We start from the raw sequence: 21,733 nt of genomic DNA, 5'->3' as shown, positions 1-21,733 counted from the left end.
TGAGCAGGCGGCGCAGGGTGATCGGCGCGCGGGCCGGGCGGACGCGCGGGCTGCCGTCGTCGCCGAAGCCCTCCAGAACCTGCGGCGCGGCGAGACCAGGCAGGCGTTCGGCCACCGGCGCATCCAGGTCGAGGATTCCGCGCTCGACCAGCTGCAGCGCCGCGGCCGAGGTGATGGCTTTGGTGCAGGAGGCGATCCAGAAGACATCGTCCGGCGACATCGGCGTGGGATCGGCCACCCCGCGCACGCCCGCCGCGTAGACGCTGTCGCGGCCATCGGCATGGGCGACCGCGGCGGTCAGGCCGGGCGCCACGCCCTTGGCCACCGCCTCGCTTAGAACGTCCTGGATCGTCTGCGACGCCATATTCCCCCCGATTGCTGCGGCGGCGCTTGAGACTGCGCGCTCGCGGCCTTACGTTGCACCTCGGCGGGTCCTGCTGCGGCTCTCGTCGAAGGCGACATATTCCAGCGACCTTAATTCACTCATAGGGAGCTGTCCCTGCCTGGGATCGTGGTCCTGGGCACACGGCGCCCACCTGGTCTAACCAGGTCGAGGGAATGAAACAGTCCTTCACGGCTCTTGCGGCGCCGCCACCCTTCCTCCGTCTTCGCGGAGCGCTTCGTGACCTCTGACAAGACGGCGCTTCGGGCGCAGTTGCGCAGCCTGAGGCGCAAGCTGGCGGCTGCAGCGCCTGACGCTGGACAACGGGCTGCCGCGCTGTGGCCCGGCCGCCCCGGTGGCGGGATCGTCGCGCTGTATCATCCTGCCGGCTCCGAGATCGACCCGACGCCGCTGCGCACGCGGGTGGCTGCGGGGTCGGTCTGCCTGCCCGTGGCCCAGTCGCGGCAGGGGGCGCTGATCTTCCGACGGCACATGACCGGCGAGGCGCTGGTCCCCGACGCCCTGGGCATCCCGGCGCCTGACGTGAGCGCAGCGGCGGTTCTGCCGGATGTGGTGTTCGCCCCGCTGCTGGCGTTCGACCGCCGGGGCGGACGGCTGGGGCAGGGCGGGGGCCACTATGACCGCACCCTGGCCCACCTTCGCCGCAAGAAGACGATCTTCGTCGTCGGGCTGGCGTTCGCGGGCCAGGAACTGCCGGAAATCCCCATGGAGCCGCACGATCAGCGCCTCGACGCCATACTGACCGAGACGGAATACCTCGAGTTCGGGTAAGGACCCGGGGATGAGGTTCGCCTTTTTTGGAGATGTGGTCGGCCGTTCGGGTCGCGAGGGCCTGGCCGAGCACCTGCCGGCGCTGCGCCGCGAGCTGCAGCTGGAGTTCGTGATCGTCAACGCCGAGAACGCTGCGGCGGGTTTCGGAATCACCGAGGGCACGGCCCGCGAACTATTCGACGCCGGCGCCGATTGCCTGACCCTGGGCAACCACTCGTGGGACCAGAAGGAAGCGCTGACCTACATCGTGCGCGAGCCGCGGCTGATCCGGCCGGCGAACTACTCCGAATTCTCGGACGTGCCCGGGCGCGGATCGAACCTGTTCGAAACCCCTGCAGGCAAGCGGATCCTGGTGGTGAACGTGCTGGGCCGGGTGCACATGGACGCGCTGGACGATCCGTTCGCCGCAGTCGATCGGGCGCTGGAGTCCGCGCCGCTGGGCATGGTCGCCGACGCCGTCGTGGTGGACATGCACGCCGAGGCCACGTCCGAGAAGATGGCGATGGGCCACTTCTGCGACGGTCGCGCCAGCCTGGTGGTGGGCACCCATACCCACGTGCCGACGGCGGATGGCCAGATCCTGGTGGGCGGTACGGCGTACCAGACCGACGCGGGCGCCTGCGCCGACTACGACAGCGTGATCGGCAACCAGAAGGAAGAGCCGCTGCGCCGGTTCACCACCCGCATCCCGGGGGGCCGCTACAAGCCCGCCGAGGGCCCGGCCACCGTATGCGGCGTGTTCGTGGAGACCGACCCGAAGACCGGGCTGGCGCGCCGCATCGAGCCGATCCGCGTGGGCGGGCGGCTGTCGCAGTCGGTGCCGCGGCTGGACCGGGTCGCGGCCGAGTAGGCGCGTTAGCGCCCTTCAGTCTGGAACCGCGGATTGCACGGATGGGAGCCGTGCGGGCCGCCGCGATCAAATCCGTGGTTCGAAACGAATGCGCCTGTGGCGCTAACGGCTGGCTTCGGCCTCTTGGAGCAGGCTGACATTGGCCTGCTCGACGGGCGATAGCGTCACCTCGTCGGCGACGGGTCTGTACCAGGCGAACTTCGCGAAATGGGCCGCCAGGTCGGGGCTTTTGAAGATGCGACCGTGCCGGGCGTAGATCTCGTTGCGGGCGATCCGCAGCTGGGCCTTGTCGAGGCCGGCGATGGCGTCCGGCGACAGGGGCTGCGCGCTGGACTGCGGCAGCAGGAAGTCGCCCAGCCGCGCCTCCGCGGCCGGCGGCGGGGGCCTTGGGGCGGGCGTCGGCTGAGGCGTCGGCGCAGGATTGATCGGAACGGGCTGCGGCGCAGGAGCCTGCGGTTGTTGGCGGGCGACCATGAGCGCGACGGCGGCCGCGACCAGGCCTCCGATAACCGCTGCAAGGACGGTGGACCGGCGCTGCGTCGTGGGCGGGTTGGGCCGCGGCGGCGCGGGCGGCGGCATCGGCTGGGGGCGAGGTTCGGCCCCTTCGCCACACAGGGTCTTGAGGCTGGCGCGAACGCGACGCCACTCGGGATGGTCGGGCGTGCCGTCCCAGGCCTGCAGCGGCGCGAACTGGATCTGGCTGAACGGCAGCGGCGGGATCGTCCCCTCGACCGCCACCTGGATCAGCTTTTGCTGCGATCGCGCTAGATCGGCTTCGGCGCGCACCCACTCGGACTTCACCGCAGCGGGCGACCATATGACGATGACCGCCTTGGCCGCCTGGAACTTCTCCTCGATCAGGGTGGCGTAGGCCTTGTGGGCGGGGATGTCGTGGTCCCACCAGACGGAGTAGCCGTCAGCCTCCAGCGCGCGCGCCACGTTGGCGGCCATCGGCTCCTGCTCGCGCCCGTAGGAAATGACGACGTCGACCATGCCCGCTCCCTTGTCGGGACTGACATAGCATCACCTGCGCTCGATCGTCAGGCGGGCCATGACGCGGGAAGGTTGTTCCTCTAGGCCGCCGCTTCGTCCGCTGCGCCGACGGACCGGGGCGTGTCCAGCACCTCCATGATCGCGGCGATCAGGGCTGCGGGCTGGACTGGCTTGTGCTGCAGGGCGTCGAAGCCCAGCGCCCTCAGGCGGCCTTCCTCGCCGGGCATGGCGTCGGCCGTAAGGGCCACGACGGGGATATCGGAGCGCCCGGCCTGCCCGTCGCGCAGGCGGCCCACGGTCTCGATGCCGTCCATGTTGGGCATGTGGACGTCCATCAGAACCACGTCGAACGCCTCGACGCGCAGCCGCTCCAGCGCCTGGGCGCCGTCGGAACAGGTCTCGACCACGGCGCCGGCGGCCTCCAGAACGGCGCGGGCGACGGCCTGGTTGATGGGGTTGTCGTCGGCCACCAGGATGCGCAGCGTCGGCAGGCCTTCGTAGTCCTCGGCCGGGGCGTTGGCCGCCTCCGCGGCCGGCAGCGGCAGCCAGACGCGGAAGGCCGACCCCTGGCCACGGTCGCTCATCACCGAAATGTCGCCGCCCATCATCGCCGCCAGCTTGCGGCAGATCGCGAGGCCCAGCCCCGTCCCGCCATAGACGCGGGCCGTCGACGCCTCGGCCTGAACATAGGGGTTGAACAACGTGGTCACCTGCTCGTGGGTCATGCCGACGCCGGTGTCGGCCACCACGATCTCGACGCCGCCGTCGCCGTCCGCGGCCGGGGCGGCGCGCAGACGGATGGTGACCGAGCCCTTCTCGGTGAACTTCAGCGCGTTGGAGACGAGGTTCATCAGGATTTGGCGCACCCGGTGCTCATCGCCCAGAACCAGCTCGGGCAGGCCGGGTTCGACCTTGCAGGTCAACGTCAGACTCTTGGCCGCGGCGCCCTCGGCCCACAGCTCGACGGTCTGTTCGCCCAGGGCGGCCAGATCGAAGGCCCCGACCTCCAGGTCCATGCGGCCGGCCTCGATTTTCGACATGTCGAGCACGTCGTTGAGGATGGCCATCAGGCCGTCGCCGGAGCGCAGGATGGTGTCGACGTAACCCTGTTGGCGGCGGTCGAGCTCGGTCCGCGACAGCGCCCGCGCCATTCCCAACACGCCGTTCAGCGGCGTGCGCAGCTCGTGGCTCATCATGGCCAGGAACGCCGACTTCGCATCGTTCGCCGCGACCGCCGCGCGCTCGGCCGCCGCCAGAGCGTTTGCGGTGCGCAGATTGGCCCGCGCGCTGGCGGCCACATAGGCCAGCAGCAGGATGAGGGCGATGGTCAGCGTGATCAGCGGCGTCCCGGAAAAGCCGCCGAACGCCGCGGGCAGCACGAACCAGAGGGTGGCCGGGGCGACGCCCATGGCCGCCAGGGCCGCGGGCGATCGGAACGAGAAGCCTTGGGCATGCACCAGGATCCCCGCCAGCACCGCCATCGCGGTGAGGCGGAACGGCTCCTGCCCATTCGTCCAGTAGAGGACGGCAAGCCCGCACCAGAGCAGGCTGGAGGCGGCCATGCCCGCCACGTACGCCAGCCGGCGAAGGGGGCTCAGGAGCGTCCCCGCCACCGCGGGGCTCGTAACCAGGCGGTTGAAGGTCTCGGTGGCCAGGAAGGCGGCCAGCCAGATCGCGCCGATGTGAACGCCGTAGGTATAGGCGGTCAGGAACGTTGTCCCGGCGCCGATCCAGAGGCGGACGAAGAACATATGCCGCGACGTCGCCGCCACGGCGTCGAGCCTCTCGTCGAGCAGACCCTTCAGCTTGCCAAACACAGTGGCGCCGTCCCCAAAATCCACGCGCGCACCCGGCATGTGCGGCGCAATGACGCAGAACTCTGCACGACAAGTGTGAATGGACCCTTGTTGCCTGAGTGCGTTCAGCGAACGACGGGAGCGCTTGGGGCCTCCCCAGGCCCGTCGGCGCGGTCTAGGCTCCGCCAGAGCGTGTCGCGAGGAGGGTTCGGATGTTGGCCAAGTTCCTGGTCCGGGCGGTGTTCGCCGCCCTGGGTCTCTGGGTCGCGTCGGTGCTGCTGCGTGGCAGCATCTATGTGGCCAACACCGGGACCCTGGTCGTGGCGGCTTTGCTGCTGGGGGTGGTGAACGCCTTCGTGCGGCCGATCGTGACGATCCTGACCCTGCCGCTGACCATCGTGACGCTGGGCCTGTTCCTGCTGATCGTGAACGCGATGATGATCGGTCTCGTCGACCTGATGCTGGGCGGCTTCGATGTGCGCGGGCTGTTCGCCGGGATCATGGCGGCGATCATCACCGGCGTCGCCAGCTGGATCGGCGGCATGGTGATCCGGGACGACCGCGCCTAGGGCGGCGAATGGCGAGGCTGTTCTCGCAGCCTTGGCCTTGAAGCCGCCACAGCGATGCTCACGTATTGCGGGTCATTGGCGCTTGCCGGGCGGGCAAGACGTGAGGAATGCTTTTGTCCATGAAACCCCTAGCCATCGCCGCCGCGCTCGCCGCGGCCCTGATCGCGAGCCAGGCCCAGGCGGCCACCAAGACGGCGGTCTTCGCCGGCGGCTGCTTCTGGTCGGTTGAGAAGTTCTTCGAGGCCACGCCGGGCGTCACCGCCGCGGTCAGCGGCTATTCGGGCGGCACGTCGGCCAATCCGACCTATGAGAACCACGCCGGCCATCTGGAAGCCGTGAAGGTCACCTACGACCCGGCCAAGATCACCTATGCCCAGCTGGTCGACCGCTTCTACCACAACATCGACCCCACCGATCCGCGGGGCCAGATCTGCGACACCGGGCCGTCCTATCGCACGGCCGTGTTCACCGCGAACGCTGAGGAGCGGGCTGTGGCCGAGGCGGCCAAGGCCAAGTACGCCAAGGAACTGGGCGCCACGATCACGGTGACCACCCGCAACGCCGCGCCGTTCTGGAACGCCGAGGGCTATCACCAGGACTTCGCCAAGAAGAACCCGGCCCACTACGAGCGCTACCGCGTCGGCTGCGGCCGCGACCGGGTGCTCAGGGTGGTGTGGGGCGCCCAGGCGGGACGCTGACGACCGGGGCCCTGGGCAGGCCCGTGACCGGATCTCGCGGGCTGGGGCGGAAGCCTCGGCCCGTGAACATCTCGATCCGGCGCTTGTGCTTGCGGTCCAGCCAGACGCTGCCGATTTCGAGGCCTGAGGCGGCTTCGAAGTCGGCCTGCATCTCGCTGCGCCGCCAGCCTTCGTACGACACCATCAGCACATGGCCGCCGATCGCCGGCGTCAGGGGCGCCGCCGTCTCGGCCTGATTGCGCGGGCCCTCCATCAGGAGCCAGCTGGCCAAAGGCACGCCCAGTTCGGTCAGGCGTTCGCGGCCGTAGTAGGCGGTCGAATAGAACAGGAAGCGGTTGTTGACCGCGATGGCCGTCAGCCCTGGCTCGCGGAAGGCGCGGTCCAGGATCAGGTCGGCGGTCTGCGACCAGCCCCGGGCGCGCTTCAAGCCGTTGGCCAGCCCCACCCGGTCGGCCAGCGCCGGCGAGATCACCGCCGCCAGGAAGAACGCCGCGACGAACCCCTGCAGCGCAATCGCCGCGACCAGCCAGCGCCGCGCCCGCCACCGCAGTAGCCAGGCCGCGACCAGGATCGTCCCTGTGAGGTAGGCGGCCCCTGACCAGTTGGCGTTGGCGCGGCTGATGAAGGCCTGGACCGTCACGATCAGCAGCGGCGGCAGCGTGAAGCAGAGCAGCAGCAGGTCGGGCTGCGACAGCCGCCTGCGGGCCGCCGCGATCCCGACGCCGGCGATCAGCGCGCCCATGGGGATCGGCCCGAAGACGCCGAACTGAGAGACCAGGAATGTCCCGGCCTCCGCCAGGTTGAACAGCTGAACCCCGCTCCAGGCGGCATTGGCGGCGGTGTGCTGGAAGGTGGCGAAGCCGTGGGTGGCGTTCCAGGCCAGGTTAGGCGCCAGGACCGCAGCTGTCGCCAGCATCGCCGCCCCTGCCGTGATGGGGGTCCACGCCCGCCGCGCCTCGGCCGAGGCCAGCAGGTGCGCCGCCAGGCCGATGACGACATAGACCGCCGCATACTTCGACAAGAACGCCAACCCCAGCGCGGCCCCGAATCCCACCGCCAGCAGCAGCCGGCGCCGCGCGTCGGTCGCCTGCAGGTGCGCCACATAGGCCAGCACCGAAAGGCCCAGGAAAAACAGCAGCGGCGCATCGGTGGCCGCGACCAGGGCCGAGAGCTGGATGCCGGGCATCAGGCCATAGAGCGCCGCGGCCGCCAGACCCGTGGCCCCGTCGTAGAGCCGGCGTGCGATCAGGAACACGACGACAGTCGCGCCGCCCTGGAACAGACACGCCGACAGCCGAACCCAGGCCTCGGCGTCGCCGCCCACGGCGGTGGTGGCCCAGATCGCCCAGGCGATCACCGGCGGCTTCGAATAGTAGCCGAAGTCCAGGGTGCGCGACCAAAGCCAGTACTGGGCCTCGTCGGGATAGAGCTCGAGCGGCGTGCTGAAGAGCGCCACCAGCCGCGCAGCGGTCAGCGCCAGGGTCAGCATCAGCGCCGACCGCAGATCGTCTCCGGTCGTTGGCGATCTCAGGGCAGGTGACATATTGTGCTTCCGACGGCGCCAAGCCCTAGTCCTTGCGGTTGACGACGGCCACCCCCGATCGCGCGGGTTTTGAGCTGTGTTGCAAGGGGGTGATGCACAATCGCCTCAGTATGACACCGACGCGCCAACCGTCGCAAAACAGTCACCAACGTCCGGATTTTTGCGGCTATAGGGCGGACAAGACCCGGGGCCAGGGGCGCCCCATCGCTAAGGGTCTTTAGAAGGGGTTACTACATGAAACTCAAACTGAGCCGAGCGCTCTGCGCGACGACCGCGCTGGCCACGGGCCTGCTGGTGTCCGGCCAAGCGTTCGCCCAATCCACGGGTACGGCCCTCGTCGAAGAGCTGGTCGTCACCGGGTCCACCGGACCGCGCAACCTCGACGGCGCCATCATGGCGATCGAAGAGCCCAAGTCGCGCGTCGGGATCACCGCTGAGTTCATCAGCCGCCAAGCGCCGGGTCAGTCGATCCTCGACTCGATCAACCTGCTGCCGTCGGTCAACTTCACCAACAACGACGCCTACGGCTCGGCCGGCGGCGACTTCGTTATCCGCGGCTTCGACTCGCAGCGCGTCGCGGTCGTTCAGGACGGCGTTCCGCTGAACGACTCCGGCAACTATGCCGTCTTCCCGAACCAGCAGCTCGAGCCCGACCTGATTGAGCGCGTGACCGTGAACCTGGGCACGACCGACGTCGACAGCCCGACGGCCGCGGCCGCCGGCGGCACCGTCAACTACGTGACCAAGCGCGCCACGCAGGACTTCGGCGTCCGCGCCGAGGTCGGCGTCGGCAGCGAAGACATGCAGCGCTACTACGCCACCATCAACAGCGGCGCGGTCGGCCCGTTCGGGACCCGGATGTGGATCTCGGGCATGTACCAGAAGTACGATCACTTCCGGCCCCACAACTCGCCGATCCCGGCGCCCGGCGGCATCGAGAAGAAGCAGTTCAACGCGCGGATCGATCAGGACTTCGGCGACATCGGTCAGGCCAGCCTGATCTTCAACTACAATGAAAACCGCAACAACTTCATCAACCGCATCAGCCTGGCGACCTTCCAGCGCCAGGGCCTGACCGCGGCCGGCGCGCCGGACACCAGCATCGTCGCGCCTTCGGTCTGCTCGCGTCCGACTCCTGGCGCAGGCGCGCAGGTGGACAACTCGGGCGCGACGCTCTGCCCGAGCAACTTCTTCGAGTACAGCATCAACCCGTCGAACACCGGCAACATCCGGGGTCTGTCGAGCTGGAAGCTCAGCGACGACATCACGCTCACGTTCGACCCGTCGTTCCAGTACGTGCTGGCCAACGGCGGCGGCGCGCAGATCTTCGCCGAAAACGATCCGCAGCTGCGTGGCAACTCCACGGCCGCGGGCGTCGACCTGAACGGCGACGGCGATATCCTGGACCGCGTCTATCTGTACCGGCCGAACACCACCAACACCCGCCGCTACGGCCTCACCACCTCGCTGATCTGGAAGTTCGCCGACAACCAGAGCGTCCGCCTGGCCTATACCTATGACCGCGCCAAGCACCGCCAGACCGGCGACGTCGGCTTCATCGGGCAGGATGGCGTGCCTGAGAACGTCTTCGGCGGCAAGGACGGCGAAGGCCGTCAGGTCACGCTGCCCGACGGCACCAACCTGCGCCGTCGTGACCGCCTTTCGGTCGCCATGCTGAACCAGGTCGCCGCCGAATGGCGCGGCCGGTTCATGGAAGAGAAGCTGCTGCTGAACGTCGGCGTCCGCGCTCCGTTCTTCAAGCGCGACCTGAACAACTACTGCTTCCAGCAGAACACGTTCAACGCCTACTGCACCACCCAGGTCGGCACGCCGGTCCCCGGCACCAACGACGGCACGGGCCGCCCGCTGGTGACCTTCCCGGCCGCGACGCTGAACAGCAACGCCGCGCTGCGGTACGGCAACCCGCGCTCGTTCACCCGCAAGTACGACGACGTGCTGCCGAACCTGGGCGCCAGCTACGAGTTCACCGACGACCTGTCGGTCTACGTCAGCTACGCTGAGACCCTGTCGGTGCCGCGTACGGACGACCTGTACGACCAGATCCTGGTCGATCCGGGCCCGGAACGGTCGAAGACCTACGATCTGGGCGTTCGCTACCAGACGCCTCAGCTGATGATCGCCGGCGCCATCTACCTGACCGACTTCTCCAACCGCATCGAGCGCGTGCTGGACGAGCCCTCGGGCGTGGCGTTCTCGCAGAACGTCGGCGACGTGCGGAACAAGGGCCTCGACCTCCAGCTGGGCTGGAAGCCGGTGGAGGAGTTCAGCTTCTACGCGTCGTACTCGTTCATCGACTCCGAGATCCTGGACAACATCCCGAACGCCGTGGCCGGCATCCTGCCGACCAAGGGCAAGAGCGTGTATGAAACGCCCAAGCATCAGGGCGGCGCCCGGGTCCAGTACGAGCCGACGGAATGGCTGAGCCTCGGCGCCCAGGCGAAGTGGGTCGGCGACCGCTGGACGAACCTCGTCAACACCGAGAAGTTCCGCGGCTACGAGCTGGTCGATTTCGACGCCCGCTTCAAGCTGAGCGAAATCCCGGGCCTCGATGCCATGGGGAACAACACCTACATCCAGTTCAACGTCCGCAACGCCTTCAACAAGCGCTACCTGGGCGACATCACGCCGAACCTCACCGGTACGGCGCTGGGTCAGCCTGGCTATCGCCGGAGCTTCATCGCGACCCTGCACGCCTCGTTCTAACGCGCGTCAGGTCCTGAACTGCGGGGGGCGGCTGCGGCGACGCAGCCGCCCCTTTCGTTTGGGGGTCGCTTGACGCAACCCTGCGCGGGGGCCACATGCGCGCGCTTTGGCAGATGGGTGCTGAGATGACCTTCGTCGTTCCGCCGGAATGGGCGCCGCACAAAGCCATGTGGCTGGGTTTCCCCAGCCATGCGGACCTCTGGCAGGATGACCTGGACGCCGCTCAGGCCGAGGTGGCCGACCTCGCGCGGGCGCTGGCCGGCCCCGGAGGAGAGCGCGTGCGCGTGATGACCGGACATCCGGGCGGCGAGGCCGTCGCCCGCGAGATGCTGGGCGACGTGCCAGGCGTGGAGCTGGTGCAGGGCCGCTTCGGCGACATCTGGCTGCGCGACACCGGGCCGATCTTCGCTGGCGGCCAAGCCAACGGGTTCCGGTTCAACGGATGGGGCGGCAAGTACAGCCTGGAGCACGACGACACGGTCGCCCACCAGATCGCCGAGGCGGCCGGGGCGCCCCTGGTGATGAACGACTTCATCCTGGAAGGCGGCGCGGTCGACCACGATGGCGCGGGCACGATCCTCACCACCGACCAGTGCCTGCTGAACAGGAACCGCAATCCCGGCTGGACCGCCGAGGCCGCCGAGGACGCGCTGCGCCACAGCCTGGGCGCCCGCAAGGTGCTGTGGCTGGGCGAAGGCCTGCGCAACGACCACACTGACGGCCACGTGGACAACCTGGCCCGGTTCGTCGCGCCGGCGACGGTGGCCATCCCGGTGGCCTGGGGCCGCGGCGATCCCAACGCCGAGGCCTATGACGATGCAGCCCGGCGGCTGGCCTCGATGACCGACGCCAACGGCGAGAAGCTGAAGGTGATCCGTATTCCGTCGCCGGGTTGGATCGACGGCGAAGACGGCCCGATCCCGGCCAGCCACATGAACTTCCTGATCGCCAACAAGGCGGTGATCGTGCCCATCTATGAGAAGCGTCCCGGCGAATTCGCCGTCGAGGTGCTGAAGCAGGTGTTCCCCGACCGCGAGGTGATCGGGCTTCCGTCCATCGCCATCCTGACCGGCGGCGGATCCTTCCACTGCATCACCCAGCAGGAGCCGGCCTGATGCCCCGCACCATCAACGTCGCCGCGATCCAGACCTCGTACGGCCCGGACATGGCGGCCAACATCGCCAAGACCGCCGACTTCATCCGCCAGGCGGCCGGGCAGGGCGCGCAGGTGATCCTGCCGTCCGAGCTGTTCCAGGGCCCCTATTTCTGCGTGGCCCAGGAGGAGCGGTGGTTCGAGACCGCCTATCCCTGGCGCGAGCACCCGGCGGTGAGGGCGCTGGCGCCGCTGGCGGGGGAGTTGGGCGTGGTGATCCCGATCTCGATCTTCGAGCGCGAGGGGCCGCACTACTTCAACAGCCTGGTGATGGCCGATGCGGACGGGTCGCTGATGGGGGTCTACCGCAAGAGCCACATCCCCGACGGCCCCGGCTACATGGAGAAGTACTACTTCCGGCCGGGCGACACCGGCTTCAAGGTCTGGGACACCCGCTTCGGCCGTGTGGGCGTCGGCATCTGCTGGGACCAGTGGTACCCCGAGTGCGCGCGGGCCATGGCCCTTATGGGCGCCGAGGTCCTGTTCTATCCGACGGCCATCGGCTCGGAGCCGCACGACCCCACGCTCGACACCGCCGCGCCCTGGCGGCGCGCGATGCAGGGACACGCCGTCTCCAATGTGATCCCCGTGATCGGCGCCAACCGCACCGGGTTCGAACCCTGGGACGGCTATCCCAACGGCGGACAGCAGTTCTATGGCTCGAGCTTCATCGCCGACCACCGGGGCGACCTGGTGGCCGCGCTGGGCCGCGAGGACGAAGGCGTCCTGCAGGCGTCGTTCGACCTCGACTTCCTGAAGACCCATCGCGCCGCCTGGGGTTTCTTCCGCGACCGTCGTACGGACCTGTACGGGAGCCTTGTCGGAGCCCGTCCGGCATGATCGAGACCGACCGCCTGATCCTGCGCGCCTTCCGCGAGTCCGACCGCGAGGCGTTCGCCGCTATTAACGGTGATCCGCGCGTCAACGAATGGCTGGGCGGGCCGATCACGCGCCAACAGTCGGACGCCACGCTGGACCGCATCAACGCCCAGATCGCCGCTGACGGCTTCGGCTTCTGGGCCGCCGAGCGGAAGGCGGACAGCCGGCTGGTCGGCATGATCGGATTGCGCCGTAACACGGCCGGGCCGGCGCCCATCGCGCTGGAACTGGGCTGGCGGTTGTCGCCCGATGCGCAAGGGACGGGCCTAGCCACCGAAGGCGCGCAGGCCGCGCTGAACTGGGGCTTCGCCAATCTCGACACGCACGAGATCCTGGCCTGGACCGCCGCCACGAACGTCCGCTCGCAGGCGGTGATGCGAAGGATCGGGATGGCCCACGACCCGGCCCGCGACTTCGTCCACACCGTCCTGCCGGAGGATCATCCTCTGCGCCGGCACGTCGTGTTCGCGGCGAAGCGGCCCTAGACCGCCTCAGTCGCTGGCCTGCTGCGCCTTGTGTGTCCGCACCTTCGTGAGGCCGGCCAGCACGATGGCCTGATCGCGCTCGTCAAGGTCGGTCTTCAGGATACGCAGCGCGTCGAGGTGAACCCGGATCGGCCGCAGATCGGCGGGCACGACGCCGTTCTGGGCGTCCAGGAGATCGCAGAGGCTGAGCGCGGCCTTGCCCATGTTCTCCAGCCGGTGCGCCCCGCCTGCCAGCCCCAGGAGCCGGTTGGTCGAGCCGTACATCCGGATCAGCCCGATCGCTTCGCCCTGCTTCAGGTCGGCAAACGCCGCGTCCTGCCGGGCGAACTCCTCTTCGATGGCCGCCAGGACCTTCGGCTCGATCTTCTTCACGCGGTCCTTCGCCACGCCAAGGGCGGTGGCGGTCGAAATCATCGCGCCCGACTTGAGTTGGCGGGCCAGGCGATACTGCACCTTGTGGACCTTGACCTCGCTCATAGGGCCACTCTCTTGGGTTGGAGGAGCTGATCGATCTCGTCCTGGTGCAGGTCGGGGCCCTCGGGTTCGCCCACCTCCATGTCCATATCGTCTGCGCGCCGTCCTTCAATGCCCTTGGGCGGTCCCAGGCGCTGGAATCGACGGTCGGGGCCGACGTAGGTCTCGCACTCGATGATCGGCCGCGCCTCCTGGGCGATCCACAGGATGCGTTCCAGCAGGACACCCGGGCTGACCGGCTTGCGCACCACGAAATGCACGCCGCTGTCGCGGGCGAAAGTGATCTGCGAGCTGGGCGTGTGGCCGGTGATCATCACGACCGGCAGGAAGGCGAAGCCGGCGCCCGACCGGCGAAGCTCGCGCACGAAGGTGTATCCGTCCTCGTCGTCGGGGCCCAGCTGAGCGTCGACAATGATCAGGTCGACCTGATTGCCGGCCAGGACTAGCTTCGCTTCTTCACGGGTCTGGCAGCGGTGGAGTTGCTTGCCGCCGAAGCCGAACAGCATCTGACCGTACAGGTCCTGCTCGGCGCGCGAATGCTCGAGCAGCAGGATCACCGACTGCGACAGGTTGAACTTCGCCAGAGGCTTCGCGACGAGAGGCATACGGTCCGAACACGGCGCACGCCCTGCGGCGCGCCCGAAACTGCTATCCGCCGCACCTTTGGAGAATGATTAACTGCCCGCACGCGGGGGTGCGGCAGCTCGCCGCAGACTCAGCAGCCCTGGGGCTTGACCCTCGCTGTGGCCATCTCGCGGTTCGCACGGGCCAGATCGGCGGCGAACGCCGGGTCCGCGTGCAATCGCGCCACCATCGCCGCGCCCAGCGTGCGGCCGGCCTCGACGTCGGAAATGAAATGCACGCCGCAGATCATCCGGCTCTCGCCCGACTCGCGGCCTACTGTCAGCAGAGCGTCGGCCCGCGCCGGCGCCGCCTCGCTCAGCACCAGCGCCCACGACCACGCGGTCATCGCGTGGCCCGACGGATAGGACGAGTTGGTCTTCATCCAGTCCTCGCGGGGCACGCAGATCGGCTTGTCGTTGCCGATCACCGGACGCGGGCGCCCGTAGGCGTCCTTGGCCGGCGTGCCGATGGTGCGAACGTCCAGCTCCATCCGATGCAGCATGCGCCAGGCCGCGGGGGTCTGCGTCGCATTGATGTCGACGCCCAACGCGCACGAGAACCGCTTGATCGCGCCGCCGCCCCAGAGGTCGTTGTCCTGGATGGCCGTCTTCCACCGGGCCGTGCCCTCCAGCGCGCGGGTCTCGTCGTAGAGCGTCCGATCGGCCTTGCCATGCGCGGAGTCGGGGGCCGGCGGCGGGCCCAGGATGGCCTTGCCGTCCAGCGGATTGCTCGCGAAGTAGCCCGTCAGTTGGGTGGCGCGCGGGCCCATCGACACATCGTCGGGCGTGTCGGACGGCGCCGTCGCGCAGGCGGAAAGCGCGCAGATCGTGGCGGCGGTCAGCAGAGAGCGGAGCACTTGAAACGTCCTGGAAGAGAAGCCGGAGATTGAAGGGTTGGTCGCGCGCCCGCGCAAGCGCGCCGTCACATTTGCGGGCGAAAGCTGGATCGGCTAGAAGCGGCGACCTTGCGCGTCTGCCCGCACGCCCCCGGACCCGAGCGTCGCGCCTCCATGAATTCTGAAGGCTGATAGATGACCACCGCCCAACAAGTGCCGGGCCAGCTCTCCGGTAACGTCCTGTTCTATTCCAAGCCCGAGCCGCTGGCGAAGGAACTCCACTCCAAGCTCGGCGTGAAGCGCATGGACGGTCCGTTCAGCTTCGCCAAGGCGGGCCACGCCATTCCGCTGACCGTGGGCGAGTTCCCGCTGTCGGCCGTGACCGGTCCGATCATCTTCGTGGGCGACGAAAAGCTGCCCATCGCCGTGATGGGCCTGAACTCGGGTGAGAACATGTTCGTCAAGGACGACGGCACGTTCGAAAGCGGCATCTACATCCCGGCCTACGTGCGCCGCTATCCGTTCGTGTTCGCCAACGACGACGCGAACAAGCAGATGGTGCTGTGCATCGACCGCAACGCCGAGTTCATCGTCGAGTCGGGCTACGATATGCCGTTCTTCGACGAGAAGGGCGAGCCGACCGAGTACACGAAGAACTGCATCGAGTTCTGCAACAACTTCGAGATCGAGCGTCAGCGTACGATGGGCTTCGTCCAGATCCTGAAGGACCTGGACCTGTTCGAAACGAAGGAAGCCACCTTCACGCCCGCGAACCCCGACGGCACGCCCGGCGAGCCCCAGCGGATCGCCGAGTACTTCGGCGTCTCGGAAGAGAAGCTGAACGCCCTGCCGCACGCGAAGTTCATCGAGCTGCGCGACAACGGCGCGCTGGGCCAGATCTACGCTCACATGCACTCGCTGGTCGGCTGGGACCGTCTGATCGCCCTGGCCATGACCAAGGCCGCCGCTGAGCAGCCCGCCAACGTGAACTAGCCGCGGATGCCTCCCTCCCCTTGAAGGGGAGGGACAAGCCGCATGAGCGGCCAGGGTGAGGGAGTCGCGATCACGCTCCGACTCCGCGCCCTGGCCCCACCGCCACCTTCCTCAGGGGCGGGCCGTCACCGCGAGAACACGCTCCGGGTCAGGCACGAGAAGACCAGCCGGCCGGCCTCGTCGAGCAGGTCGTGCTGGGCGATGACGATGCCCTTGTCGTCGCCGACCGCATCCTTCGCCATCACCGTCATCCGGCCGCGCAGCAGTTCGCCCGGCGGCGGATTGCGCATCCACCGCAGGGCGTCGACGCCGAGGCGCTTGGTCTGGCTGAAGTTGCTGGAGGCCATGGCGTCGAGCCTGGCCCAGATCGCGAAGACCATGGCGTCGGGCGCGCCCCGGTCGACCGTCCAGCCCGGCGTGAAGGCGGCCACGAAGGTGTCGAGGGCGGCGGCGTCGACGGCTGCAGCGCCCAGCGAAGCCACCTGGCCGATCTGGATGTCGTCGAAGGATGCGGGCAAGCGAAGGCTCCTGGTCTGGCGGAACGCGATTCTCAAGATCATGGCCGCCGGACGCCATGAGTCGAGCCTTGCTTTGCGCCCGCGACATCCACGCGCCATATAGCGCCGGTAAAGGCAGGTTGGCCTTTGAGGTGACGATGCGTTTTCTGCTGGGCCTGCTGTGCGCCCTCCTCCTTCCGGCGATGGCTGCGGCCCAACCCGTCAACACCGGTCACCTTACGGCCGAGCTGGTCGCGTCGGCTCAGGGCGTCACGCCCGGCCAGACCCTCGACGTGGCGCTGCGCCAGCAGATCCAGAAGGGCTGGCATACCTATTGGCGCAACGCCGGGGATTCCGGCGAGGCCACCAAGCTGACCTGGACCCTGCCCGCCGGTTGGAGCGCCTCGGACTTCACCTGGCCCGTCCCTCATCGGCTGCCGATCGGCCCGCTGGTGAACTACGGCTATGAGAACGAGGTGATTCTGCCCGTCCGGCTGACCGTCCCGACAAACGCGGCGGTGGGCTCCACGGTGACGCTCAAGGCGAAGGCCGACTTCCTGGTCTGCGCCGACATCTGCATCCCCGAGAGCGCGAGTCTCGAGCTCAGCCTGCCGGTGACGGCCGGCCCGGCCCCCGCCGATCCCGTCTGGGGCCCGAGGATCGCCAAGGTGCTGGCCGACGCGCCGAAGCCTGCGGGCCTGACCGGCGCCTTCGAGGTCGCGGGCGGCGCGCTGAAGCTCGCCATCACCGGCGCGCCGCTGAAGGGCGCGGACCTGTCCGAGGCCTACTTCTTCCCGTTCGCCGGGACCGTCATCGACCACGCCAAGCCGCAGACGATCGACCGGGGCCCCGAGGGCCTGACCCTCAGCATCACCCCCGGCTACGACTTCCAGGGCCCGACACCGCCCAAGCAGCTGGGCGGGGTGCTCGTCGTCGCCGGCAAGGGCTATGAGCTGACCGCCGCGGCGGGACCGCTGCCCGCGGCCGCCGCCGGCCTTGGGCCGCCGCCGGCGAAGGCCGGCCCGGCCGCCGCCGGCGCCGATCTTGGGCTGCTGTCCGCCGCAGCCTTCGCCTTCGTCGGTGGGCTGATCCTCAACTTGATGCCCTGCGTCTTCCCCGTGCTGGCCATGAAGGCCGCCTCGCTGGCCGGCCACGGCGGCGCCCATGGCGATGCGCGCCGACAGGGGCTGGCGTTCGGGGCCGGTGTTCTGGCCACCTTCCTGGGTCTGGCGGCGCTGCTCATCGCGCTCCGGGCCGCCGGTTCGGCTGTGGGTTGGGGCTTCCAGCTGCAGGATCCCCCGGTCGTCGCGGCGCTCGCTCTGCTGATGCTCTTGGTGGCCCTGAATCTTTCGGGCGTCTTCGAGGTGGGGACCTCGCTGCAGGGCGCCGGCTCGAACCTGGCGTCACGCGGGGGGTTGGCGGGCAGCTTCTTTACCGGCGCGCTCGCCGTGGCCGTGGCCGCGCCCTGCACCGCGCCCTTCATGGGCCCGGCCCTGGGCTGGGCGCTGACCCAGACGCCGGTCGCGGCGCTCACCGTGTTCCTGGCCCTGGGCCTGGGCTTCGCCGCGCCCTTCGTCGCCGTGGCCTTTGCGCCTGCGCTCATCAACCGCCTGCCGCGCCCCGGCGCCTGGATGGACGGCTTCAAGAAGCTGCTGGCGTTTCCAATGTACGCCGCCGTCGCCTGGCTGGTCTGGGTGCTGACGGTGCAGATCGGCTCGGACGCGGTGCCGCGCATCCTGGGCGCGGCGGTCGTCCTGGCCCTGGCCGCCTGGCTGTTCGGGATCGCCCAGCGCCGCCGCGCCGCCGGCGGGCGCCCCGTCGCCGTGGCCGCCGCCGCGACCGTCCTGGCCGCCACCGCTGTTGTGGGCGGCGCATTCTGGCCCGCCTACGCGCTGCCCGAAGCGGCGCCCGAGGCCGCGAAGCTGGACGCCGAGGCCTACACGCCCGAGCGTCTCGCCGCGCTGCAGGCCGAGGGCCGCCCGGTGCTGGTCAACTACACCGCGGCCTGGTGCGTGAGCTGCCAGGTGAACGACCGGGTCGCGCTGTCGACCAAATCGGTCGCGGATGCGCTCAGCCGCAACAACGCCGTCTACCTCAAGGCCGACTGGACCAAGCGCGACGGCGCCATCGCCGCCGAGCTGGCCCGCTTCGGTCGCGCCGGCGTGCCGCTCTACCTCGTGTATGGCGCGAAGGGCGGCGATCCCGTTATCCTGCCGTCGATCCTGACCTCCGGCGTGGTGGTGAAAGCCATCGACGCCGCTGGCCGCCCCAGTTGAACCGTCCGTCCAGGGAGCCGAACCGATGAACCGCCGCCTCGTGATCGCCCTTGCCGCCGCCTCGGCGCTGGTCGGCCCCGCCGCCATGGCCGCGCCCGTCGTGGGCCAGCCCGCTCCGGCCTTCACCGCCGTCGACGCCAACGGCAAGACCCGCTCGCTCGATGAGTTCAAGGGCAAGACCGTGGTGCTGGAATGGACCAACAGCGGCTGCCCGTATGTCCGCAAGCACTATGACAGCGGCAACATGCAGGGCCTGCAGGGCCAGGCGACCAAGGACGGCATGGTGTGGCTGACCGTCATCTCGTCCGCGCCGGGGATGCAAGGTTACGTGGCCGGGGCCGACGCCAAGGCCTGGAAGGCCCGGGAAAAGGCCGCCCACACCGGCCTGCTGCTCGACCCCAAGGGCGTCGTCGGCCGGGCCTACGAGGCCAAGACCACGCCTCACATGTACGTCATCGATAAGGCCGGCAAGCTGGTCTACATGGGCGGTATCGACGACAAGGCTTCGTCCGACCCGGCCAGCCTGAAGGGCGCGACGAACTATGTCGCCGCGGCGCTGGCCGACGTGAAGGCCGGCCGGGCGGTGGCCCAGGCGACCACGCGCCCCTACGGCTGCAGCGTGAAGTACGGCTCGGCCGGCTAAGAGGTAACGCTTGACCCCCGTCGACGCCGCCTGGGCGGCCCTCTCCAAGGCCGCCGAGGCCGCGCGCGATCGCCGGATCGTTGGCCTGTTCGACGCCGAGCCCGACCGGCTCGCTCATCTCACGCTGGCTGCGGCGGGGCTGGAAATCGACCTTTCCAAGCAGCCCTGGTCGCTGGCCGACCTCGAGGTGATGCTGGACCTGGCGCACGCCTCGGGCGTCGACACCGCGCGGGCGGGCCTGTTCGCCGGCGGGATCGTCAACGCTTCTGAAGGCCGACCGGCCCTGCACATGGCGCTGCGCGCCGCCGACGGCGCCGACTATCGCGCGGCGGGCCAGCCGGTGTCGCGCGAGGTCGAGGCGACGCGCGACGCCATGCGCGCGTTCGCCGACCAGGTGCGCTCGGGCGTGCGGCGCGGCTGCACCGGCAAGCCGTTCCGCGCGATCGTTCACATCGGCATCGGCGGGTCCGACCTGGGCCCCCGGTTCGTCTGGGAAGCGCTCAAGCCGCTGGATCCGCCGATCGACCTGCGCTTCACGGCCAACGTCGACCCGGCGGAATTGGCCCAGGCCCTGACCGGCCTCGATCCGGCCGAGACGATGATCGTCACGGTCTCGAAGACCTTCACGACCCTCGAGACGCTCACCAACGCCGAGGTCGCCCGCGCCTGGCTCCGCGCCAGCCTGGGCCCCGCCAGCGACAGCCATCTGGTCGCCGTGTCGGCCGCGCCCGACAAGGCTCAGGCGTTCGGCGTGCCCGCCGACCAGGTGTTCGGGTTCTGGGACTGGGTGGGCGGGCGCTATTCCATCTGGTCATCGGTCGGCCTCTCTTGCGCCGTGGCCCTCGGCTACGACGTGTTCGAGCGCATGCTGGCCGGCGCGCGGGCCATGGACGCCCACTTCAAGTCCGCGCCCCTGGCCCTGAACGCCCCGGTGCTGCTGGCGCTGGCGCACATCTTCAACCGCAACGGCCTGGGGCGGCCCATCCGCGCCGTCGTGCCCTACGCCCAGCGCCTGCGCCTCTTCGCGGCCTTCCTCCAGCAGTTGGAGATGGAATCGAACGGCAAGCGGGTCACCGCCGACGGCCGCCCGGCGCCGCATGCGACGGCCGCCAGCGTGTTCGGCGACGCCGGCACCAACGGCCAGCACGCCTTCTTCCAGCTGCTGCACCAGGGGACCGACGTGATTCCGGTCGACATCGTGGCCGTCCACCGCGGGACCGAGGGCGACGTCGACGGCCAGACCAAGCTGCTCGCCAACGCCATCGCCCAGGCCGAGGCGCTGATGGTGGGCCGCTCGGAGGCCGACGTCCGCGCCGAACTCACCGCGGCGGGGCGCAGCCCCGAAGAGATCGACATGCTGGCGCCCCAGCGCACGTTCCCTGGCGACCGGCCCACCAGCTTCATCCGGCTGGAACGCCTCGACCCCGAACGCCTGGGCGCCCTGATTGCGCTCTATGAGCACAAGACGTTCGTTGAGGGCGTGCTTTGGGGAATCAACAGCTTCGACCAGTGGGGCGTCGAACTGGGCAAGTCGCTGGCCACCCGTGTGCTGGGCGAGCTGAACGGCGGCCCGGCCGGCGCGCACGACCCGTCGACCCAGGCGTTGATCGCCCGGTTGAAGTCCTAACGCTGCCTGTCATCCTCCTGTCATGACGCTGGCCACGCCGGCTGCCGGAGTCGCGAGATCCGGGGGCCATGATCATATCGTCGATGTGCTGATCGCCGAGCGAGCGCCCAAGCTCGCCGGCGGGCCGCTATGGCCGCTCGCCCGCCCGCTGCTGTACGCCCTGCTGGACTACGCCAAGGCGCGGCGCCTGGCCGACGCGATCCACCCGATGCCCGGCGCCAAGGCCCTGGCCTATGTGTCGGACCTGCTGGCGCTCAAGGTGGCCGCCGCCGGGCTGGACCGGATACCCGCCAACGGCCGGCTGGTGCTGGTCTGCAACCATCCCACGGGTATCGCCGACGGTGTCGCGGTGTACGACGCCCTGAAGTCGCTGCGCCCGGATATCTGCTTCTACGCGAACGCCGATGCGCATCGCGTCTCGCCAGGCTTCGGCGAGGTGCTGATCCCCGTGGAGTGGGTCGAGGCCAAGCGCACCCGCGAGAAGACCCGCGCCACCCTGACCCTGACCCGCGAGGCGCTGGAAGCCGAGCGCTGCCTCGCGATCTTTCCAGCCGGCCGCCTGGCCCGCAAGGAGCCCGACGGCACGCTGGCCGACCCGGAATGGATGTCCTCGGCGGTCTCGATCGCGCGCAAGTACGAGGCGCCGCTGACGCCGGTCCACGTAGCCGGGCCGTGGTCGGCAATGTTCCACTTCTTCCACGGTTTTTCGACCGAGCTGCGCGACATCACCCTCTTCCACGAGCTGTTGAACAAGCGCGGCCGTGAGTTCTCGCTCACGGTCGGGCGCCCGATTCCGCCCGAGAGGCTGGACGGCGATCCGGCCGAGGTGACCGCCCGCCTGAAGACGTTCGTCGAGCGCGATCTGCCGGCCGATCCCGACCGCAGCTTCGCATGACGCCG

General features: G+C 69.3%; 21 protein-coding genes and 1 other RNA gene. 14 read left to right on the top strand and 8 right to left on the bottom strand.

Annotated features, from left to right (window positions below; genetic code table 11):
• On the bottom strand, window positions 1-364 hold a 364-nt coding region (locus tag EPN98_RS03835; protein WP_293360565.1), incomplete at its 3' end, for a serine hydrolase domain-containing protein.
• A gap of 67 nt (window positions 365-431) precedes the next feature.
• Between EPN98_RS03835 and ssrS the strand changes: the two genes are divergently transcribed.
• The 3 genes from ssrS (at window position 432) to EPN98_RS03820 (ending at window position 2,024) form a co-directional block, all read left to right on the top strand.
• Window positions 432-593: non-coding RNA, 6S RNA (ssrS, locus tag EPN98_RS03830), on the top strand.
• A gap of 29 nt (window positions 594-622) precedes the next feature.
• On the top strand, window positions 623-1,174 hold the full coding sequence (locus tag EPN98_RS03825; RefSeq protein ID WP_293360562.1) for a 5-formyltetrahydrofolate cyclo-ligase: 552 nt from the start codon (window positions 623-625) through the stop codon (window positions 1,172-1,174).
• A 10-nt stretch (window positions 1,175-1,184) separates the two neighbouring features.
• Entirely contained in the window at window positions 1,185-2,024 is an 840-nt protein-coding gene (locus tag EPN98_RS03820) for a TIGR00282 family metallophosphoesterase (protein WP_293360559.1), read from the top strand.
• Window positions 2,025-2,126: 102 nt separating this feature from the next.
• Here EPN98_RS03820 and EPN98_RS03815 read toward each other — a convergent pair whose 3' ends face one another.
• Both EPN98_RS03815 and EPN98_RS03810 read right to left on the bottom strand, forming a co-directional pair.
• Window positions 2,127-3,017, bottom strand: coding sequence for a YARHG domain-containing protein (locus tag EPN98_RS03815; protein WP_293360556.1), 891 nt, complete (start codon window positions 3,015-3,017; stop codon window positions 2,127-2,129).
• An 80-nt stretch (window positions 3,018-3,097) separates the two neighbouring features.
• Window positions 3,098-4,858 carry an ATP-binding protein gene (locus EPN98_RS03810; protein WP_293360554.1) on the bottom strand — a complete coding sequence of 587 codons (1,761 nt, stop codon included), beginning with the start codon at window positions 4,856-4,858 and terminating at the stop codon, window positions 3,098-3,100.
• 170 nt (window positions 4,859-5,028) lie between these two features.
• Here EPN98_RS03810 and EPN98_RS03805 point away from each other — a divergent pair, with 170 nt between their 5' ends.
• Both EPN98_RS03805 and msrA read left to right on the top strand, forming a co-directional pair.
• On the top strand, window positions 5,029-5,382 hold the full coding sequence (locus EPN98_RS03805) for a phage holin family protein (protein ID WP_293360573.1): 354 nt from the start codon (window positions 5,029-5,031) through the stop codon (window positions 5,380-5,382).
• 119 nt (window positions 5,383-5,501) lie between these two features.
• Complete coding sequence (gene msrA, locus EPN98_RS03800; protein WP_293360551.1) at window positions 5,502-6,080, top strand: peptide-methionine (S)-S-oxide reductase MsrA; 579 nt, start codon at window positions 5,502-5,504, stop codon at window positions 6,078-6,080.
• Here msrA and EPN98_RS03795 read toward each other — a convergent pair.
• The gene (locus EPN98_RS03795) at window positions 6,046-7,623 is read right to left on the bottom strand and encodes a glycosyltransferase family 39 protein (RefSeq protein WP_293360548.1); all 1,578 of its coding nucleotides are present in this window, start codon (window positions 7,621-7,623) and stop codon (window positions 6,046-6,048) included. The genes msrA and EPN98_RS03795 overlap by 35 nt on opposite strands.
• 234 nt (window positions 7,624-7,857) lie before the next feature.
• On the opposite strand from EPN98_RS03795, the gene EPN98_RS03790 reads away from it, so the two are divergent.
• The 4 genes from EPN98_RS03790 to EPN98_RS03775 all read left to right on the top strand — a co-directional run bounded on the left by EPN98_RS03790 (window position 7,858) and on the right by EPN98_RS03775 (window position 12,864).
• Window positions 7,858-10,347: a TonB-dependent receptor gene (locus tag EPN98_RS03790; protein WP_293360545.1), complete on the top strand. Its 2,490-nt coding sequence runs from the start codon at window positions 7,858-7,860 to the stop codon at window positions 10,345-10,347.
• 125 nt (window positions 10,348-10,472) lie between these two features.
• The gene (locus EPN98_RS03785) at window positions 10,473-11,462 is read left to right on the top strand and encodes an agmatine deiminase family protein (protein WP_293360542.1); all 990 of its coding nucleotides are present in this window, start codon (window positions 10,473-10,475) and stop codon (window positions 11,460-11,462) included.
• Window positions 11,462-12,340 (top strand): N-carbamoylputrescine amidase, encoded by an 879-nt coding sequence (gene aguB, locus EPN98_RS03780; protein WP_293360539.1) that lies wholly within the window; start codon window positions 11,462-11,464, stop codon window positions 12,338-12,340. The genes EPN98_RS03785 and aguB overlap by 1 nt, the downstream gene beginning before the upstream one ends.
• Window positions 12,337-12,864 carry a GNAT family N-acetyltransferase gene (locus EPN98_RS03775; protein ID WP_293360536.1) on the top strand — a complete coding sequence of 176 codons (528 nt, stop codon included), beginning with the start codon at window positions 12,337-12,339 and terminating at the stop codon, window positions 12,862-12,864. The genes aguB and EPN98_RS03775 overlap by 4 nt, the downstream gene beginning before the upstream one ends.
• A 6-nt stretch (window positions 12,865-12,870) precedes the next feature.
• Here the strand turns inward: EPN98_RS03775 and EPN98_RS03770 are convergent, their stop codons facing one another.
• The 3 genes from EPN98_RS03770 to EPN98_RS03760 all read right to left on the bottom strand — a co-directional run bounded on the left by EPN98_RS03770 (window position 12,871) and on the right by EPN98_RS03760 (window position 14,818).
• Window positions 12,871-13,341, bottom strand: coding sequence for a hypothetical protein (locus tag EPN98_RS03770; RefSeq protein WP_293360534.1), 471 nt, complete (start codon window positions 13,339-13,341; stop codon window positions 12,871-12,873).
• A complete protein-coding gene (locus EPN98_RS03765) occupies window positions 13,338-13,943 on the bottom strand; it encodes a response regulator (protein ID WP_293360531.1) in 606 nt (201 codons plus the stop codon). The genes EPN98_RS03770 and EPN98_RS03765 overlap by 4 nt, the downstream gene beginning before the upstream one ends.
• Before the next feature lie 110 nt (window positions 13,944-14,053).
• On the bottom strand, window positions 14,054-14,818 hold the full coding sequence (locus EPN98_RS03760; protein WP_293360528.1) for a phosphatase PAP2 family protein: 765 nt from the start codon (window positions 14,816-14,818) through the stop codon (window positions 14,054-14,056).
• A 174-nt stretch (window positions 14,819-14,992) separates the two neighbouring features.
• Between EPN98_RS03760 and EPN98_RS03755 the strand changes: the two genes are divergently transcribed.
• Window positions 14,993-15,790 carry a SapC family protein gene (locus EPN98_RS03755; protein ID WP_293360524.1) on the top strand — a complete coding sequence of 266 codons (798 nt, stop codon included), beginning with the start codon at window positions 14,993-14,995 and terminating at the stop codon, window positions 15,788-15,790.
• A 125-nt stretch (window positions 15,791-15,915) separates the two neighbouring features.
• On the opposite strand, the gene EPN98_RS03750 is transcribed toward EPN98_RS03755, so the two are convergent.
• A complete protein-coding gene (locus EPN98_RS03750; protein WP_293360521.1) occupies window positions 15,916-16,308 on the bottom strand; it encodes an acyl dehydratase in 393 nt (130 codons plus the stop codon).
• 137 nt (window positions 16,309-16,445) lie between these two features.
• On the opposite strand from EPN98_RS03750, the gene EPN98_RS03745 reads away from it, so the two are divergent.
• From EPN98_RS03745 to EPN98_RS03730, 4 genes are read left to right on the top strand one after another with little or no spacing between them, the layout of a single operon-like run.
• Entirely contained in the window at window positions 16,446-18,563 is a 2,118-nt protein-coding gene (locus tag EPN98_RS03745) for a protein-disulfide reductase DsbD domain-containing protein (protein ID WP_293360518.1), read from the top strand.
• A 25-nt stretch (window positions 18,564-18,588) separates the two neighbouring features.
• Window positions 18,589-19,206, top strand: coding sequence for a thioredoxin family protein (locus tag EPN98_RS03740; RefSeq protein WP_293360515.1), 618 nt, complete (start codon window positions 18,589-18,591; stop codon window positions 19,204-19,206).
• Between the two features lie 10 nt (window positions 19,207-19,216).
• A complete protein-coding gene (pgi, locus tag EPN98_RS03735; protein ID WP_293360512.1) occupies window positions 19,217-20,833 on the top strand; it encodes a glucose-6-phosphate isomerase in 1,617 nt (538 codons plus the stop codon).
• A gap of 22 nt (window positions 20,834-20,855) precedes the next feature.
• Window positions 20,856-21,728 carry a 1-acyl-sn-glycerol-3-phosphate acyltransferase gene (locus EPN98_RS03730; RefSeq protein WP_293360509.1) on the top strand — a complete coding sequence of 291 codons (873 nt, stop codon included), beginning with the start codon at window positions 20,856-20,858 and terminating at the stop codon, window positions 21,726-21,728.
• Window positions 21,729-21,733 lie beyond the last annotated feature (5 nt).

Source organism: Phenylobacterium sp. (genome assembly GCF_004299445.1).
Classification (GTDB): Bacteria; Pseudomonadota; Alphaproteobacteria; order Caulobacterales; family Caulobacteraceae; genus Phenylobacterium.
This window is presented reverse-complemented; position numbering and strand designations above follow the sequence as displayed.

Bases quoted from the DNA above. Each gene is read 5' to 3' on its own strand.
- EPN98_RS03790 (WP_293360545.1), top strand. From the start codon at position 7,858: ATGAAACTCAAACTGAGCCGAGCGCTCTGCGCGACGACCGCGCTGGCC.
- msrA (WP_293360551.1), top strand. From the start codon at position 5,502: ATGAAACCCCTAGCCATCGCCGCCGCGCTCGCCGCGGCCCTGATCGCG.
- EPN98_RS03745 (WP_293360518.1), top strand. From the start codon at position 16,446: ATGCGTTTTCTGCTGGGCCTGCTGTGCGCCCTCCTCCTTCCGGCGATG.
- EPN98_RS03815 (WP_293360556.1), bottom strand. From the start codon at position 3,017: ATGGTCGACGTCGTCATTTCCTACGGGCGCGAGCAGGAGCCGATGGCC.
- aguB (WP_293360539.1), top strand. From the start codon at position 11,462: ATGCCCCGCACCATCAACGTCGCCGCGATCCAGACCTCGTACGGCCCG.
- EPN98_RS03740 (WP_293360515.1), top strand. From the start codon at position 18,589: ATGAACCGCCGCCTCGTGATCGCCCTTGCCGCCGCCTCGGCGCTGGTC.
- EPN98_RS03765 (WP_293360531.1), bottom strand. From the start codon at position 13,943: ATGCCTCTCGTCGCGAAGCCTCTGGCGAAGTTCAACCTGTCGCAGTCG.
- EPN98_RS03820 (WP_293360559.1), top strand. From the start codon at position 1,185: ATGAGGTTCGCCTTTTTTGGAGATGTGGTCGGCCGTTCGGGTCGCGAG.
- EPN98_RS03730 (WP_293360509.1), top strand. From the start codon at position 20,856: ATGACGCTGGCCACGCCGGCTGCCGGAGTCGCGAGATCCGGGGGCCAT.
- EPN98_RS03770 (WP_293360534.1), bottom strand. From the start codon at position 13,341: ATGAGCGAGGTCAAGGTCCACAAGGTGCAGTATCGCCTGGCCCGCCAA.
- EPN98_RS03755 (WP_293360524.1), top strand. From the start codon at position 14,993: ATGACCACCGCCCAACAAGTGCCGGGCCAGCTCTCCGGTAACGTCCTG.
- EPN98_RS03775 (WP_293360536.1), top strand. From the start codon at position 12,337: ATGATCGAGACCGACCGCCTGATCCTGCGCGCCTTCCGCGAGTCCGAC.
- EPN98_RS03795 (WP_293360548.1), bottom strand. From the start codon at position 7,623: ATGTCACCTGCCCTGAGATCGCCAACGACCGGAGACGATCTGCGGTCG.
- EPN98_RS03785 (WP_293360542.1), top strand. From the start codon at position 10,473: ATGACCTTCGTCGTTCCGCCGGAATGGGCGCCGCACAAAGCCATGTGG.